This window comes from Bacillus sp. 5RYD7K, from assembly GCF_059831465.1.
In genome coordinates, this window is record NZ_CP191200.1 from 1,136,043 (window position 1) to 1,151,670 (window position 15,628).

The 15,628-nt window shown below is 46.1% G+C and carries 15 protein-coding genes and 1 pseudogene; 9 read left to right on the plus strand and 7 right to left on the minus strand.

What is annotated here, in order from left to right; translation table 11 throughout:
- The first annotated feature begins 4 nt into the window (after window positions 1–4).
- Window positions 5–1,423 (plus strand): amino acid permease, encoded by a 1,419-nt coding sequence (locus ACQE26_RS05710; RefSeq protein WP_500470932.1) that lies wholly within the window; start codon window positions 5–7, stop codon window positions 1,421–1,423.
- Window positions 1,424–1,453: 30 nt separating this feature from the next.
- Here the strand turns inward: ACQE26_RS05710 and ACQE26_RS05715 are convergent.
- Window positions 1,454–2,657 (minus strand): annotated as a pseudogene (locus ACQE26_RS05715) (multidrug effflux MFS transporter).
- A 220-nt stretch (window positions 2,658–2,877) separates the two neighbouring features.
- Here ACQE26_RS05715 and ACQE26_RS05720 point away from each other — a divergent pair.
- Window positions 2,878–4,116 (plus strand): MFS transporter, encoded by a 1,239-nt coding sequence (locus tag ACQE26_RS05720; protein WP_500470933.1) that lies wholly within the window; start codon window positions 2,878–2,880, stop codon window positions 4,114–4,116.
- Window positions 4,117–4,132: 16 nt separating this feature from the next.
- Here the strand turns inward: ACQE26_RS05720 and bacG are convergent, their stop codons facing one another.
- From bacG to hemQ, 3 genes are all read right to left on the minus strand, one after another.
- Window positions 4,133–4,939, minus strand: coding sequence for an NADPH-dependent reductase BacG (bacG, locus tag ACQE26_RS05725; RefSeq protein ID WP_500470935.1), 807 nt, complete (start codon window positions 4,937–4,939; stop codon window positions 4,133–4,135).
- 594 nt (window positions 4,940–5,533) lie between these two features.
- On the minus strand, window positions 5,534–5,731 hold the full coding sequence (locus tag ACQE26_RS05730; RefSeq protein WP_500470937.1) for a helix-turn-helix transcriptional regulator: 198 nt from the start codon (window positions 5,729–5,731) through the stop codon (window positions 5,534–5,536).
- A gap of 145 nt (window positions 5,732–5,876) precedes the next feature.
- A complete protein-coding gene (gene hemQ, locus ACQE26_RS05735; RefSeq protein WP_016937570.1) occupies window positions 5,877–6,641 on the minus strand; it encodes a hydrogen peroxide-dependent heme synthase in 765 nt (254 codons plus the stop codon).
- A gap of 256 nt (window positions 6,642–6,897) precedes the next feature.
- On the opposite strand from hemQ, the gene pta reads away from it, so the two are divergent.
- Window positions 6,898–7,869: a phosphate acetyltransferase gene (pta, locus tag ACQE26_RS05740; RefSeq protein WP_045926607.1), complete on the plus strand. Its 972-nt coding sequence runs from the start codon at window positions 6,898–6,900 to the stop codon at window positions 7,867–7,869.
- 39 nt (window positions 7,870–7,908) lie between these two features.
- Here pta and ACQE26_RS05745 read toward each other — a convergent pair whose 3' ends face one another.
- Window positions 7,909–8,886, minus strand: coding sequence for a YeiH family protein (locus ACQE26_RS05745; protein WP_500470938.1), 978 nt, complete (start codon window positions 8,884–8,886; stop codon window positions 7,909–7,911).
- 115 nt (window positions 8,887–9,001) lie between these two features.
- Between ACQE26_RS05745 and cysL the strand changes: the two genes are divergently transcribed.
- The 6 genes from cysL (at window position 9,002) to ACQE26_RS05775 (ending at window position 13,706) form a co-directional block, all read left to right on the plus strand.
- Window positions 9,002–9,892, plus strand: coding sequence for a cysJI operon transcriptional regulator CysL (gene cysL / locus ACQE26_RS05750; RefSeq protein WP_016937573.1), 891 nt, complete (start codon window positions 9,002–9,004; stop codon window positions 9,890–9,892).
- Window positions 9,893–9,947: 55 nt separating this feature from the next.
- A complete protein-coding gene (lipL, locus tag ACQE26_RS05755; RefSeq protein WP_159353559.1) occupies window positions 9,948–10,811 on the plus strand; it encodes an octanoyl-[GcvH]:protein N-octanoyltransferase in 864 nt (287 codons plus the stop codon).
- 152 nt (window positions 10,812–10,963) lie between these two features.
- Window positions 10,964–11,143, plus strand: a complete 180-nt coding sequence (locus ACQE26_RS05760; RefSeq protein ID WP_500470940.1) for a hypothetical protein — start codon at window positions 10,964–10,966, stop codon at window positions 11,141–11,143.
- Between the two features lie 46 nt (window positions 11,144–11,189).
- Window positions 11,190–12,113, plus strand: a complete 924-nt coding sequence (locus ACQE26_RS05765) for a DUF6895 family protein (RefSeq protein WP_500470941.1) — start codon at window positions 11,190–11,192, stop codon at window positions 12,111–12,113.
- On the plus strand, window positions 12,082–12,879 hold the full coding sequence (locus ACQE26_RS05770) for a hypothetical protein (protein WP_500470942.1): 798 nt from the start codon (window positions 12,082–12,084) through the stop codon (window positions 12,877–12,879). Before ACQE26_RS05765 ends, ACQE26_RS05770 begins: the two co-directional genes overlap by 32 nt.
- Window positions 12,870–13,706: a hypothetical protein gene (locus tag ACQE26_RS05775; RefSeq protein ID WP_500470943.1), complete on the plus strand. Its 837-nt coding sequence runs from the start codon at window positions 12,870–12,872 to the stop codon at window positions 13,704–13,706. The genes ACQE26_RS05770 and ACQE26_RS05775 overlap by 10 nt, the downstream gene beginning before the upstream one ends.
- On the opposite strand, the gene ACQE26_RS05780 is transcribed toward ACQE26_RS05775, so the two are convergent.
- Window positions 13,696–14,649, minus strand: coding sequence for a DUF2705 family protein (locus tag ACQE26_RS05780; protein WP_500470944.1), 954 nt, complete (start codon window positions 14,647–14,649; stop codon window positions 13,696–13,698). The two genes, ACQE26_RS05775 and ACQE26_RS05780, sit on opposite strands and share 11 nt — an antisense overlap.
- A complete protein-coding gene (locus tag ACQE26_RS05785; RefSeq protein WP_500470946.1) occupies window positions 14,646–15,566 on the minus strand; it encodes an ATP-binding cassette domain-containing protein in 921 nt (306 codons plus the stop codon). Before ACQE26_RS05785 ends, ACQE26_RS05780 begins: the two co-directional genes overlap by 4 nt.
- Between the last annotated feature and the right edge of the window lie 62 nt (window positions 15,567–15,628).

Genomic DNA, 15,628 nt, shown 5'->3' on the forward strand with positions numbered 1-15,628 from the left:
GTATATGCAGGGAGAAACCAATCAAAATGAATTGCAGCGTACGATGAAGGGCCGGCATTTGTTTATGATCGCACTCGGCGGCGTGATCGGGACGGGGCTGTTTCTGGGCTCCGGTTTTACGATCAGTGAAGCGGGGCCGATCGGCGCGATATTGGCTTATGTGATCGGCGGATTTTTAATGTATCTGGTGATGCTTTGTTTGGGGGAGCTCGCGGTCGCCATGCCGGTCGCAGGATCATTTCAGGCATATGCGGCAAAGTTTCTCGGGCCGTCTACTGGTTTTACGATCGGGTGGATGTATGCTTTCAGCTGGGCCAATACAGTGGGGCTTGAGCTGACGTCGGCGGGGATTTTAATGCAGCGGTGGTTTCCGGCCGTTCCGATTTGGGTGTGGTGCCTTGTATTCGGCGTCGTCATTTTCTCCATTAATGCGCTGTCGGCGCGGAGTTTTGCGGAAATGGAATTTTGGTTTTCCAGCGTCAAGGTTATGGCTATTGTATTATTTATTATTCTCGGCTGCGCTGCCGTATTCGGCTTTGTCGGTTTTAACGGCGGGCAGACGGCGCCGTATCTGTCAAACTTTACGACGGACAAAGGGCTTTTCCCGAACGGGGCTCAGGCCGTGCTGTTTACGCTTGTCATGGTGAATTTTTCATTCCAGGGTACCGAACTGGTCGGAATCGCCTCGGGAGAAAGCGAAAATCCGGAAAAGACGCTTCCCCGCTCAATCCGAAACGTCATATGGCGGACGCTGTTTTTCTTCGTGCTGGCGATGTTTGTTCTCGTGTCCATTTTGCCGTACCAAACGGCAGGGGTCATCGAAAGCCCGTTTGTCGCTGTGCTGGATAAAATCGGCGTTCCCTATGCGGCTGATATCATGAACTTTGTCATTCTGACCGCCATGCTGTCGGTGGCGAATTCCGGGCTGTACGCTTCGTCCAGAATGATGTGGTCTCTATCAAAAAGTAAAATGGGCCCCGCTTCCTTAACAAAACTGACGAAAAAAAGCGTGCCTCTGAAAGCCCTGTCCATCACCATTGCTATCTCCGGTTTATCGCTGCTGACAAGTGTAGTCGCTGCTGAAACGGTGTATGTGTGGCTTATTTCCATCTCGGGTATGATTACCGTCGTCGCGTGGATGTCAATCTGCGCTTCACAATTCGTTTTCCGGAGACGCTTTCTGGCTGAAGGAGGAAATCTGAAAGACCTGGCATTTAAAACGCCTCTTTATCCGATCGTGCCGATTCTCGGATTTTCAGTTTACGGTCTTATCTTAATCAGTCTCATCTTTATTCCGGACCAGCGTATCGGCCTATATTGCGGCGTCCCGCTGATGATCATCTGTTACGCATATTACCACTTCGGTATCAAAAAACGCTTGAAACGTGAGCCGGCTTCTTCGGAAAAAGGCGCAGCAGGATAGAAAAAAGCCCTCCGCAAAAAGCGGCGGGCTTTACTTTGTTTTCCGTTTAGCCAACAGCACGTAGGAAAGAACGGCACAGAGCTGAAAACCGAAAATGCTGACAGCCATCGGCCAGGCGTTTTCTTCTCCGGCAATACCGACCAGGGGAGCGGCAAGCGCGCCGCCGATAAAGGGCAGTAGTCCGAGAAGAGCCGCTGCGCTTCCCGCGCCTTTCTCCTGTTTCTGCATAGCCAAAGAAAACCCTGTCGTCGTGACGATCCCCACAGAAGAAACAATGATGAATAAAGAAATGCAGACCGCCGTCAGACCCAGACCGAAAGCAAGCGATAAAAGCAAAGCGACGCTCCCGATGACGGCAATGACCAATCCGGAGACAAACAGCTTCCGTTCATCATGTGTTTTGGCCATCCGTCCCGTCATTTGGGTGGCGCATATGATTCCCGCACCGTTTACGGCAAACAGCAGGCTGAACATTTGCGCCGATACGCCGTAGATGTTTTGCAGTACAAACGGCGACCCGGCAATATATGCGAACATGCCGGTCATCACAAATGCCTGGCTGAGCGCAAATCCCATAAACATCCTGTCACCGAGCAGGCCGCGAAACGTCATCAGCGTCTCCCTGAGTCCGCCGCTTGTCCGCCTTTCCGGGGGGGAGTGATTCAGGCAATGCCGTAAGCACGGCTGCAAAAATGATACAGCCGATCACCGCCAGCACGATAAATACGATTTTCCAGCCGGCAAACTGAAGGATAAATCCCCCTGTAATCGGCGCTAAAATCGGCGCCGCCCCATTGACGAGCATCAGCAATGAGAAAAAAGCCGTCAATTCTTTTCCGGAATACATATCGCGCGCGGAGGCCCGTGCGATGACGATTCCGGCCGCCCCGGTGAATCCTTGAATAAACCTCATGACAATTAAAAACGAAACAGAAGGGCTGAAGGCGCATAATAAAGATGCCAGCGTATAAAGCAGCAATGACAGAATCAGCGGTTTCCGGCGCCCGATCATATCACTGAGCGGCCCGACAACGATCTGGCCGATCGCCAGCCCCAAAAGACAAAACGTCAGGCTCAGCTGCGCAAGGGACGCTGTCGTATGGAGATCGGCCGCCACTTCAGGCAAAGCGGGCAGATACATATCGAGCGAAAGCGGCCCGAATGAAGCGAGCGTCCCGAGAATCAATACCATGCCGAGGCTTGCGCGGGCGGCCTTTGAACCAGCGTTATTCATTTCATGACCCACCTTAACAAATGATTCTATCACTATAGCATAACCGGCCGGCATATTTTATATCATTTATTGAATGTAAAATGAATAGCTTATTTAAAAACTGAATGCAAATAAAAAAACAGAATTCTTTTTCGAATGAAATGTAAAATGAAAAAGGAGGATGCTAAACTATAAAACAACAAAAGATAGAAAAGTTTTACGGAGGAGGTGTTCAAAGAGCATGAACAGCCAACAAACCGAGCATATTGAAATGAAACGCCGATTTCCGGTCTGTCTCGCGCTTGCTTTGACATTAGGCGTATTTGCCGCGGGTTCTGAAGAGCTGGTGATATCCCCGCTGCTCCCGGATTTAGCGCGGGCTTTCAGCTCGGATGTCAGTGTGCTGGCGCTTTCCATCAGTATTTACGGAGTAATGATTTTTATCGGCGCGCCGCTTCTCGTTCCCCTCGGCGATAAATATTCCCGGGAGCTCAGCCTGATGGCGGGGCTGCTTATATTTACGGCCGGCACGGTGATCTGCGCGCTGGCGCACAATCTCTTTTTCTTCTTTCTGGGCAGGGCGCTTTCCGGGCTTGCGGCGGGTGCGTTTGTGCCGACAGCATATGCGGTCGTCGGCGACCGTGTGCCTTATGCGTACCGCGGCAAGGTGATGGGTCTGATCGTGTCAAGCTGGTCGCTCGCTTTGATTTTCGGCGTTCCGATCGGCTCTTTTATCGGCGGCGTTTTGAATTGGCGGTGGACGTTTTGGATTTTCGCTTTGATGTCTGTCCTCGTTGTTTCGCTTATTTTCATTGAGGCGCGCCGCAGCACGGCGGACGAGAACAAAACAGAAGAGGAAAACGGACGGCAGGCAGGCACCTTCCGGGATGCGCTGAAGGTGCCCCGTGTCCCTGTATACCTCACGATCACCTTCTGCAACATGATCGGTTTTTACGGCATGTATTCCTTTCTCGGCACATATCTTCACCGCGTGCTGCCGGGGGGGAATACAGCTTCCGGGCTGCTGATTATGGTGTACGGAATCGGTTTTTCTATGAGCGTGTTCACGGGGAAAATCGCAGACAAGGCGGGAAAAATGCGCTCTTTGATCGCGGCAATGGCCGTGATCAGCATATGGCTTGCCTGTCTCGCCTATGCGCCATCATCAATGCCGCTTTTGGTCATCGGGTTATTCATCTGGGGCTTGATGCAAAGCCTGACGGTGACCTTGCTCAGCACCATTTTAAGCGATTGCTCACATAGCCGCCGCGGCAAAATCATGGCATTCTACAGTCTGGCGTCCAATTTGGCCGTGACCTTGGGCTCGGCTGTCATGGGTCCGGTCTATGTCGGCTGCGGATATGCAGCTGTCGGGTTTATCTGTGCGGCCGTCACCATCATCGGCTTTGTCCTCAGCGTTTTTGCTTACAGAAGATATGGAAGATATGAGCATAAGGCCGACCAATCATTGTATCGGTAAATAAAGTTTCTATAATTTAATAAATGTTAATTTCCACCTTATTCAAAAAGGCGTTTCCTAAATCAATCAACAAATTCAGCAGCAGGACCGTAATATAAGAAGCTTCTTCCGAGGCGAGAAAGGCAGCCAGCGCCGCGGTTTCTTCTGCGGTTCCGACACGCTTCATCGGAACGCCCGAGGCAATCCTTGCTTCCGCATCCGTTTCGGAAATTCCGTTTTGCTTCATCATGTTCTGCACGAATTGGTGATAACGGTCCGTGGCGATAAAGCCGGGGTTCAGACAGTTGACAGTGATGTGAAAAGGCGCAAGCTGAATGGCGATTTTTTTGCTGGCATTAATTAAAGCGGCATTCATCATGCTGTTGGTGAACATGTCGGCGCCGGGTTCTTTCCATAGGTTTCCGACGATATTAATGATTCTGCCGGATTCGTGCTGTTTCATGATCGCTGCGGCTGTTTTCATAGAGTCGATATAAGCGATTGTTTTATTCGTAAAAGTATTGGTCATATTCTCTATATCACAGTTTTCAAAGGTATCCGGCGCACCGCCGGGAATGTTGTTGATCAATACATCAAGCCGTCCGCATTTTGATCTGATGTCTTCAAAAATGCCGGTTCTCGTCTTCTGATCCGACATATCCCCGGCCAGAACGGTGACGCCCGCATCCGGATGCTTGGCGAGGATCTCCTCTTTCACCGATTCAATATTTTCGGGAACCCGCGAATTAATGACGGTATGAAAACCATTGTCCGCCAGTTTCAAAGCAATCGCTTTGCCGATCCCCTGACTGGCGCCCATAATAAATGCGGTTCGTTTTGACAACCGTCAGCACCCCTTTACAAAATGGAATCTCCTTAACATCGTAAAAAAAATGATAAAAACAGCAAATCTTATTTAAATTCTGACAAATAAAAAAACCCGCCGGACAGGCGGGTGTTCGATCAATGAGCAATTGAATATCAATTTAATAGGAAAGATTTTAATGCTTGGTCTCGAGGTGGAATGATAATGAAGATTTCTAATTATTAAAAGCTGATTGCTAATATTTCTTATTCAGAATGAGGATTGATAAAAACGCTGTACTTATAAATAACGAGGAAAATAGGAGTAAAATTTGTTCTTTGTCCAGGTTGATTAATCTAAAATAAAATATAGTCAAGAAGATAAAAAGATAAATGAAAGTCAGCATGCCAGTATGAGCCAGGCTCTTCTGGATTATAAACTTTATCCGTTCATCTTTTTTTGGCGATAAGGATGCGAAGGCTGACCAAAGAACATAGCTTATGATTGAAAGAGTTAACGTGGAAAAAGTGATTGAAGGCAGTTTTGTTTGTGTAAAGATTGATAGTATGATGAAAGCTCCCGAGACGATAATGAAAAAAACAAATGATATTAAAAAAAAGTTTCTCTTCATTTCTATTCCTCCTCTAACAAAAATATATTCTCTACACTTTCTCTGAAAATCTTTGCCATTTTCAAAGCTAAAGGCAGCGAGGGATTATATTTCCCATTCTCAATTGAAATGATCGTTTGTCTGGACACTTTTAATTTCAAGGCTAAAGTTTCTTGTGAATAAGAATGCCTCTGTCTCATTTCTTTCAACCGATTTTTCACTCATATTTCACCTCATTTCGATGCAACAATTGCTCGGAAAGTAAAGTTCGCTTTACGTAAAGTAAACTTTACAAATAATTCAATATTTTGTAAATGGTTTTTTGAAAAAAAAGCCTGATTATTAAAATCAGGCTTTAACAACTTATTACACGTGCAGAAACTTCGGAAGCGTGTCGAGAGACAATCGGTTTCCGACAAAGAATGAGCCGAATTCGCCGTAGCGCGCACTGACCTCGTCAAAACGCATTTCATAGACAAGCTTTTTGAACTGAAGCACATCATCACTGAAGAGCGTGACGCCCCATTCATAATCGTCAAAACCGACAGATCCCGTGATAATCTGTTTGACTTTGCCTGCGTAGCTCCGTCCGATCAGGCCGTGGCTTCTCATCAGGTTTCTGCGTTCATCCATAGAAAGCATGTACCAGTTGTCATTTCCGCTTCTTCTCTTATCCATCGGATAGAAGCAGACATATTTCGCTTCCGGCAGCTCAGGATACAGGCGGGCGCGGACATGCGGATTTTCATACGGATCGCCTTCTCCGCTTGCCAGATAGTTGCTCAGCTCTACCACGGACACGTAAGAATAAGCCGGGATTGTAAATTCAGCAAGCTTTGATTTATTAAATTCGAGCTCGATTTCATTCAGCTCTTCCATTGTCGGGCGAAGAATCATCAGCATAAAATCAGCTTTCTGTCCGACGATGCTGTAGATGGTTTGCGAGCCTTTGCCTTCTTTTTGGGCGACGCCCCATTTTTCAAGCAGTCCCGTAAATTCATGTATAATCGACAGGCGCTCATCGCTGGATAACTGCTTCCATGACGTCCAGTCCATTGTGCGGAAATCGTGAAGCGCATACCAGCCGTCAAGCGTTTGTGCGGCCTCGTTCGTTTTTTGCTGCTCACTCATGTATCTTCACTCCTATATCTTTTCATTGATGCCTTCACTATATCACAGTTTAACCGTTTCGGCTGTGGAGAAACCTTGAATAATCCCACCCCTTGTATCAGAAACTAAGCCGTAAACTACCCGTCAGTTAAATTAGTTAGAAAAATAAGATTTCTTATTGAAAGCGCTATAATAGAAGTTGGTTATTTGAATTTAGCTGGAAGAAGAGTATGCTGTAAAAGTAAGCGTTTTTTGTCAACATAGAGGAGGGTATATCGTGGCAGATTTATTTACAAAAGTACAAGAAAAAGTAGCAGGAAAAGATGTGAAAATCGTATTTCCTGAGGGGTTGGACGAACGTATCCTGGTTGCGGTCAACAATTTGGCGGGCAACAAGGTATTAAAGCCGATCGTAGTCGGCAATAAAGAAGACATTCAAGCAAAAGCGAAAGAATTAAATCTTACACTTGACGGCGTTGACATTTTTGACCCGCATACATATGAAGGCATGGAAGAACTCGTTCAGGCTTTCGTAGAACGCCGCAAAGGCAAAGCGACGGAAGAACAGGCCCGCAAAGCTTTGTTAGACGAAAACTATTTCGGCACGATGCTTGTGTACAAAGGTCTCGCGGACGGACTTGTCAGCGGAGCCGCACATTCTACTGCCGATACGGTGCGCCCTGCACTGCAAATCATCAAAACAAAAGAAGGCGTGAAAAAAACATCAGGCGTCTTTATCATGGCCCGCGGTGACGAGCAATATGTGTTTGCTGATTGCGCGATCAACATTGCCCCTGACAGTCAGGACCTTGCTGAAATCGCCATTGAAAGCGCCAATACGGCTCAAATGTTTGACATTGACCCGCGTGTTGCCATGCTCAGCTTCTCTACAAAAGGATCGGCAAAATCTGATGAGACGGAAAAAGTGTCAGAAGCGGTGAAAATTGCGAAGGAAAAAGCGCCTGAGCTTACGCTTGACGGCGAATTCCAATTTGACGCTGCATTTGTGCCGTCTGTTGCGGAGAAGAAAGCGCCGGACTCCGACATTAAAGGAGACGCGAATGTATTTGTATTCCCAAGCCTTGAAGCAGGAAACATCGGCTACAAAATCGCTCAGCGTTTAGGCGGCTTTGAAGCGGTCGGACCGATTCTGCAAGGATTAAATATGCCTGTAAACGATCTTTCCAGAGGATGTAATGCGGAAGACGTCTACAATCTTGCGTTAATTACGGCTGCTCAAGCGCTGTAATCCGGAAAAAGCCGGCCTTTTAAGAAGGCCGGCTTTTTTTTATAGAAAGAAAGCCACTGCGGCCCAGCCGAACAGCGATAAACAGAGAGAGCCGATCAAGCCAGCCGCGAGCGCCCGCCAGCCATTATGACGAAACGCCGATATATGAACGTTCAAACCGAGACCCGCCATTGCCATGCCGATTAAAACATAGGACACTTGAACAAGAAACGCGGAATGCGCGGCGGAAATGATGCCTGATGTGTGGATGGCGCTCATTCCGAGAAATCCGAAGATAAACCAAGGGATCGGCAGTGAAGCAGCAGAGCCCGTCTCTGATTTCCCGCCGCGGCGCGCCCGCATTCCAAGCATGAATGCAACCGGGACGAGCAGCGCGACCCGCGTCAGCTTGACGATCACCGCCATCTCGACGGCTGCTTTTCCTCCGGCGCTTCCGGCTGCTGCCGCATGCGCCACCTCATGAAGCGTTGCCCCGCAAAAGGCGCCGTAAGCAGCAGGAGAAAAGCCCAATACATGATAAGAAAGAGAATATACAACTGTAAAAACGGTTCCTAATAACGAAACGGCGGCTGCACTGATGGCTGTCGCATTTTCGTTTGACCTGATTTGCGGCGCGATCGCGGCAATGGCAGCCGCCCCGCAGATCGCAGTGCCGCAGGCTGTTAACATGCTGAGTGTCTGATCAATGCGGAACAGCCGGGACAGTCCGTATACGACGGCACCCGCAACCATCATACAGCAGATGGCAATTGCAAATACGTGCCAGCCGGCATGATAGATATCCGTCAGGTTCAGTCTCATGCCAAGCAGGATAATACCGGCTTTCAGCAAGTATTTGCATGAGAATCGAATCCCCGGCTCGAATGCCGCCTGCTGTCCGAAAACGGCGCGCCAGACCATTCCGATCAGCATCGCGAGGACAAGCATTCCGAGCAAATTTAAAAACGGCAGACGGCTGGCATAGAAAGCCGCAAACGCAATTCCTGCGGTAACTGAAACACCCTTTACCATCTTCATCTCCGTCACTTCCCATTAGGTTGATAACTTCACTTTACTGCGGTCTTAATCATTAGTAAAATATATTTATATGATCTAAACAATCAGGAAAAATAATGATAAGGGGCGATGCTTTTTGTATTATGGGGAACTGAAAACATTCATTGCAGTCGTCGAAGAAAAAAACTTTACAAAAGCGGCGCAGAAGCTGATGATTTCTCAGCCGAGCGTCAGCCTTCACATTAAAAATCTGGAGAAAGAATTCCAAACCGCCTTGCTGAACCGCTCCCCGAAGCACTTTACGACTACGCCGACGGGGGACATTCTCTATCAGCGCGCGAAGCAAATGGTCTTCTTGTACGAGCAGGCGAAAACCGAAATTTACGCCCATCATCATTATGTCAAAGGGAAGCTCAAAATCGCCGCGAGCTTTACCATCGGCGAATATATTCTGCCGCCGCTTCTCGCAAAGCTTCATGACGAGTATCCCGAACTGAACCTTGACGTCATGATCGGGAACACGGAGGAGGTCAGCGAAGCGGTTCGGATGCTTCAAGCCGATATCGGATTAATAGAAGGACATACGGGGAAAAACGAGCTCGACATTCAGCCGTTCATGGAGGATGAATTATGCATTGCCGCACCTAACGGACACCCGCTCGCAGGCAGAAAAAACATCCCGGTCACCGACTTGCAAAATCAAGCGTGGGTGACGAGGGAGAAAGGTTCGGGGACAAGGGAGTATTTGGATCATGTCCTGCATTCAAACGGACTGCGGCCGAAATCCATGATGACGATCAGCAGCAACCAGGGCGTCAAGGAAGCTGTGATCAGCGGAATGGGTCTTTCCGTTCTGTCAAAAAGCGTACTGCAAAAGGATCTGCTTCACGGCAGCATTTCCGTGCTTCAGATCAAAGGATTTTCCTTAAAGCGGAAACTGTCTATCATTCAATCTTCCATTATGGAGAACACAAAAAACAAAGAAATCTTCATCGCTCTTTTGAAAAGTCAATTTCAATCATCTTAAGCGGAATGATATAATAAATGCATGGAAAGCCTATGACGAAAGGGATTTAATATAGATGGGAAAGCAACCGATTGATTTATTGATGCAGCCGAGCTGGAGAATCATTGACCAATCCAGCCTCGGTCCTTATTTTGATGCGAAGCAGTCATTCGCAATGGATGATACGCTGTGCGCCTCCGTAGGCAAAGGGGAATCGCCTGCGACAGCACGCTCTTGGGTGCACCACCAGACGATCGTGCTCGGCATTCAGGACACACGCCTGCCGTTTTTAGAGGACGGCGTGAAATTGCTGGAGGACGAAGGCTATCGTGTGATTGTCCGCAATTCAGGAGGCCTCGCGGTCGTTCTCGATGAAGGCGTACTGAATATCTCGCTTATTTTTGAAGATGAGAAAAAAGGCATCGACATCGACAGAGGCTACGAGGCGATGACGGAGCTTGTGCGGCGGATGCTGCGTCCGTACAATGCTGAAATTGAAGCATATGAAATTAAAGGATCGTATTGTCCGGGCAGCTATGATCTCAGCATCGGCGGGCGGAAATTCGCGGGAATCTCACAAAGACGCCTGCGGGGCGGAACCGCGGTTCAGATTTACCTCTGCGCCGATAAAAGCGGAAGCGAACGCGCCGATCTGATCAGACGTTTCTATCAAGCCGCTTTAAAAGACAAAAGCAATGACACAAAAGGCGTGTACCCCGACATCCGGCCTGAAACGATGGCTTCATTAAGCGAATTGCTGCAAACGGACATTACCGTGCAGGACTTAATGCTGTCGCTTTTAACCGAACTGAAGGAACGCAGCGGCCGCCTGTATGCAGCCGGATTATCGCCGGAAGAAGAAATGGCATTTGAAAAAAATCTGATCCGAATGCTGGAACGGAATGAGAAGGTGTTCGGTACGCAGGAAAGCTTGGACTAGGTCCGGGCTTTTTTATTTTTAGTAATTATATACTAATTAGTTATAGTGAAAAAAGAATCGTTATTCCAAAACTAGTTTACAATTTATCCCTTATTTGATTAATATATTGTTGTAGGTTCCAAATAATTCTATAAACTAGAGGAGATGGAGATATGAATTTTAAAAAAATAAAAGAGGAAAAAAGAATCACGATCCCGACACATTTGTTAGCCGGAGATGCTGAGCAATCAGGCAATAGCTTTGCTTGGAGCGGATGGGTGCTTGTAGTACCGAGCCAAGAAGACAATCAAAACCCGAATTTGAATATCAATGATTTAGCCGTTCAGAATTAGATTCATCCGTTTGGAACCTACGCATCTTAGAAAAGGCGGTGAGAGTTTGACACAAGAGTATATAAGAGAAATTAAGCGGGGAGCACTGTCATGGATTGTTGAGAATATCCATTATTTTGATATGAATCATAAAGTAGCGAACGATTTCAGATGGCGGCTTAAAACATTTATAGAGCTTATTTTTCTTACCAATTACCTGATCAGAAATCAGGCAGATGATAAGGAAGTTGCTGTTTTAACGGAGTTTATTACAGAAAGGCTCCATAATGATCAGCTTGAAGAATTTATTCATTTTGATCCGGACGGCCTTGCCGGATTGGCTATTGCAGGCGAATTTCTTGTCTTAACTGATCAGCCGACACGGGCTTCAGTGATATGGGAGCTGGAAAAATTCACGGCGTCTCGTTTTGATGAAAGCCTTGCTAAAATTCCCTTTCGGAAAATGGATCTGAAGTACAGTCTGCACAGAGCAGGCGTAAATTTGAAAATGACGGATTTTTCTGATTTATACTGCTACACGGCAGCCGGTCAAAATATCCCAAATACATATATGACTGACCATGATGCGTACAGTATAACTCATACGATTTTTTATATAACAGATATGGGATGTTCTTCGCTTACAGATCAAGAGTATCATCTGCCCTCCTTAAAAGAAAAGGTCCTGAAATTTCTCGGGATTTATATATGTCTTGAGAATTTAGATATTACCAGTGAATTATTGATGTGCAGCTCTTTTTTACATATCGACATGGAAAAAGAAAATCATAAACCGCTCTATGAGGCAGCCTGGAATAAAATATTTCAGGGGCGAATGAAAGAAGGGAATATCCCGAGCATCACCTATCAACATAAACCCGGTTTGAAAGGTGAACAGCAAAGAGAAGATGTGTTTAAACACTGCTACCATACAACACTTGTCGCCGCGGGTGCCGCGCATGCCTGTCTTAGAGCAGAAAGGAACGATTAACTTGAACAGATTAGCTGAAGAGACAGACCAATTTTTATTATCTTTTGCTGAACAATCGCTTCCGGATATGAAGAGCATTCAGCTGTTTGCCGGCTTCTGCAAATACTACAGAAAGACGAGCCATTCTTCCGCTCTAAAAGAACATATTGAAAGGATTGCGGCAGCCTTCGTTGATAAGTCATGCTGGGAGGATCTGTTTCACTGTAATACGGCCATAGTCAATGAATTGATTCATATCTATTTAACGTCAAAAACGTATAAAGCGAAGCAGGGATTGCAAGCGGATGATCAGATCATACGTCATGGATTGCAAAACGGATATCTTACAAAAAAAGAATGGCCTTATTTTAAATACGCCGAATTAGTCGGTTTGCTGAACGAACTGGAAATGCCATTTGATCAGGAAAAAGTCCGTTTTTACAAAAATTCGATGTTTCAGCCTTTGCTCCGCGACGCATGGAAACGAACAGCTGAAAACGAGCTGGAGTTTATTGAGTACTGTCTTCTTCATTTGAATAAGGGGGAGCATCAGCTTCATCCCGGCTTGAAGGCTTCTATTCAAAAATGGCTTGTGTTTTGTCTCAGCAGCCGAAAAATGAAACAGCTTTGCACTATGTTATTGATCCAATCGTGTATCGATCCTTTTTTTTATGGCTGTCAGGCAGCCCTTCATTACATACATAACGAGAATCCATCCATTCAATGTGCTCCGGCTCTTCTGCCGGCGATTGAGATTCTGAATCTGGAGTGTGGAACATGCAGATAGTAAAGGGACATTTTAATATAAAAAAAACAGAAGAATGGCTGCTGGGTTTTTGGAAGAACCTTCAGCTGCAGCCGGCAGAAATGGAAGCTGATGACCTTATGCACCTGTTTTGCGGTTTAGCGGCATGTCATCATTTTGAAAGCAGAAAGGATACAGAAGAAGTCATTCTATTCCTAGACCGTTATTTCGGAGAAAAGACACACGAATGCCATCCGGTCCTGTTCGCGTATGCGTATCATGTTTACCGCAGGATGGATGCCGCAAAAAGCATTTTTTTTCATAACGGATTTGAACAAATGGTCCGCGGTTTACAAGAGGAACTGAAATCAGAGCCCGCCTCTATGATCCTCATGGTGTTAGCAGCTTATTTTGGGGCGGTGACCCCGGAAGAGCTGATCGTTTTCTTAGAAACTGCACTGAAACGGGAGGCCGATTTGCTCACGGCACCGGGCGGCATGCAGGAAGAACAGGCGGATGCCCTTTATGCCGTCTCTTATTTGCAAATGAAAGAATTACAGCCTTTTCTCACAAAATGGTACAAAACATCGGACTTTGCTTTCTCAGGTTTAATGTTAGCCGAGTGCAGAAAGTATCACATTGATGCCGTTGCGAAATACACAGCCATTATGAAATTTCTTCGATTCGATGACGCTCTTTTTATACGGGAAGGGCGGGAATTTCTATGCTTTCAGCAGAGGAGCAGCGGGAGCTTCGGTTATTTAAACCCTTTAGCGATGGATCAAGGGAAGGTCAGCGGCAAATTGCTGGACCGTCAATATTTTCTGCCGTCCGTTCATTATGCCGCCGCCTCTCTGTCTATGCTGTAATGTCTCTCCTTTGAAAGACGGAAAAAGAAATCAATAAACAAATAAGAAAATAGATCGCTATAACCGTCACGGAATAGGGAATGTTTAACGTTGAAATCGCATCACCCGCGCTTTTATTTACATAAGCAACGAGATTTAAATGCGGAAAGAGCGTAAATTTATACCACGTAAATTGAGCAAGCAAATCTGTTCCGCCCAATATACTGCCGGCAAACAGCAGTAAAACGGATAAGCAAAGGGAGAGAGCCTGGCTTTTGAACAATACTGACAAAGTGAACGCGATGGTGACAATGCTTATAATTGAAATGAAACGCAAAAGAAGAATGATCCCGGATGCTTTTAAGGAACTGATGGTATACAGACTGTCATTTAAATGAGTATAGACGAGCGGATATGAAGCGTTGGAAAAACCGAATAACACGCCGCCGATCAGCAAACAGCTCACACAGTAAAACAAATAAACCATACCGGTAAACAGAAGGGACGCGAGAAATTTTGATGCTAAGATCCGCCATCTTCTGTTCGGGCTTGTGGCGATAAACTTAATCGTCCCAAGGGCAAACTCTTTAGAAACAACCCCGCTGACGGTTAAAATCGCGGTTAAGCTTACGAAAATCTCAAGCCCGTTTGAAGTAACCGTGCCGAAAAATCTCCAGCCGTTCCATTCATAGGGGTTGATGTTATGCTCCAAATAATAGTCTTTATTTTTAACATCAGCCGAATAATATACACCCGTCGTTTCAGCCGGTTTATCAATTTCTTCCTGTTTTTTTTCGGCGAGAAGCCGTTCTTTCCAGTTGTTATCCGAGGAAGCATCTAACTCATGATTCATAATAAGGCCGGCCAGCAAAACGATGAGAAACAGGAAAAAAAGAGATAAAAGCGTGCCTTTTTTTCGGGTTATTTTTATGAATTCGTTCTGCGCCAGATGCAATATGCTCATACCGCGTCCTCCTGATCTGTAATCATCATGTATTTTTCTTCCAATGACAAAGTTCTTGCAGCAACGCGGGAAATCAGAATCTCTTTCTCTGCCAAAGATTTAATGACGTACGGGATGGTATCTTCTTCCGCTTCCAATTCAATGATGCGGCTGTCTTTTTGCTGTACTTGAAGAATACCTTCCTGTTCCAAAATTTCTTTCGCCCTTTCAGGATGATTGACCGTGATGGTAAACAGCTTTTTCTGGGCAGGGTCATTTCTTTTCTTCATTTCTTCAATTCCTAAAATCAGGCCCTTTTTGATATAGGCAACCCTGTCGCAAATTTCCTCCATTTCAGATAATAAATGGCTTGATAATAAAATAGAAACCCCTTGCTTCGCTAAATCAGAAAGAATGGTGCGCAATTCTTTCATTCCTTTAGGATCAAGGCCGTTCATCGGTTCATCCAGAATTAATAACCCGGGATTGTGAAGAAGAGAATAAGCGAGCCCCAAGCGCTGTTTCATACCTAATGAGAAATGTTTCACTTTTTTACGGGCAGCCTGCTCTAATCCGACTTTTGCAAGGATATTCATGAGGTCATCCGTTTTCAGCGAGGTGCTCCGCAGTCTGGTAAAATACTTCAGGTTTTGCAAAGCAGTCATATTCGGATACATGTCCGGGCCTTCGATGATAACCCCGATATGTTTCATAAAATATTCAAAGTCGCTGTCCGGTCTGCCCCTGAACGAAATGGTTCCTTCCGTTTTTTTAATAAGCTGTACGATCATTCTGAAAATAGTGGTTTTTCCCGAGCCGTTCGGTCCCAGAAGGCCGAAAATCTCACCTTTTCTCACATCGAAAGAAATTGACTGTACAATCGGAGTATGATTGATGGTTTTAGACACATTTTTCAATATCAGGGCCGGTTCAGTCATGATATTTGCACACCTTCCTTATGAATTAGGATAAAAGCCGTCAAAACCGAAGAACATGCTTC

Coding starts and splice junctions, on each gene's coding strand:
- hemQ (WP_016937570.1), bottom strand. CDS start 6,641: ATGAGTGAGCAGCAAAAAACGAACGAGGCCGCACAAACGCTTGACGGC.
- ACQE26_RS05745 (WP_500470938.1), bottom strand. CDS start 8,886: ATGAAGATGGTAAAGGGTGTTTCAGTTACCGCAGGAATTGCGTTTGCG.
- ACQE26_RS05775 (WP_500470943.1), top strand. CDS start 12,870: ATGCAGATAGTAAAGGGACATTTTAATATAAAAAAAACAGAAGAATGG.
- lipL (WP_159353559.1), top strand. CDS start 9,948: ATGGGAAAGCAACCGATTGATTTATTGATGCAGCCGAGCTGGAGAATC.
- ACQE26_RS05780 (WP_500470944.1), bottom strand. CDS start 14,649: ATGAGCATATTGCATCTGGCGCAGAACGAATTCATAAAAATAACCCGA.
- ACQE26_RS05720 (WP_500470933.1), top strand. CDS start 2,878: ATGAACAGCCAACAAACCGAGCATATTGAAATGAAACGCCGATTTCCG.
- ACQE26_RS05710 (WP_500470932.1), top strand. CDS start 5: ATGCAGGGAGAAACCAATCAAAATGAATTGCAGCGTACGATGAAGGGC.
- ACQE26_RS05760 (WP_500470940.1), top strand. CDS start 10,964: ATGAATTTTAAAAAAATAAAAGAGGAAAAAAGAATCACGATCCCGACA.
- ACQE26_RS05770 (WP_500470942.1), top strand. CDS start 12,082: ATGCCTGTCTTAGAGCAGAAAGGAACGATTAACTTGAACAGATTAGCT.
- ACQE26_RS05785 (WP_500470946.1), bottom strand. CDS start 15,566: ATGACTGAACCGGCCCTGATATTGAAAAATGTGTCTAAAACCATCAAT.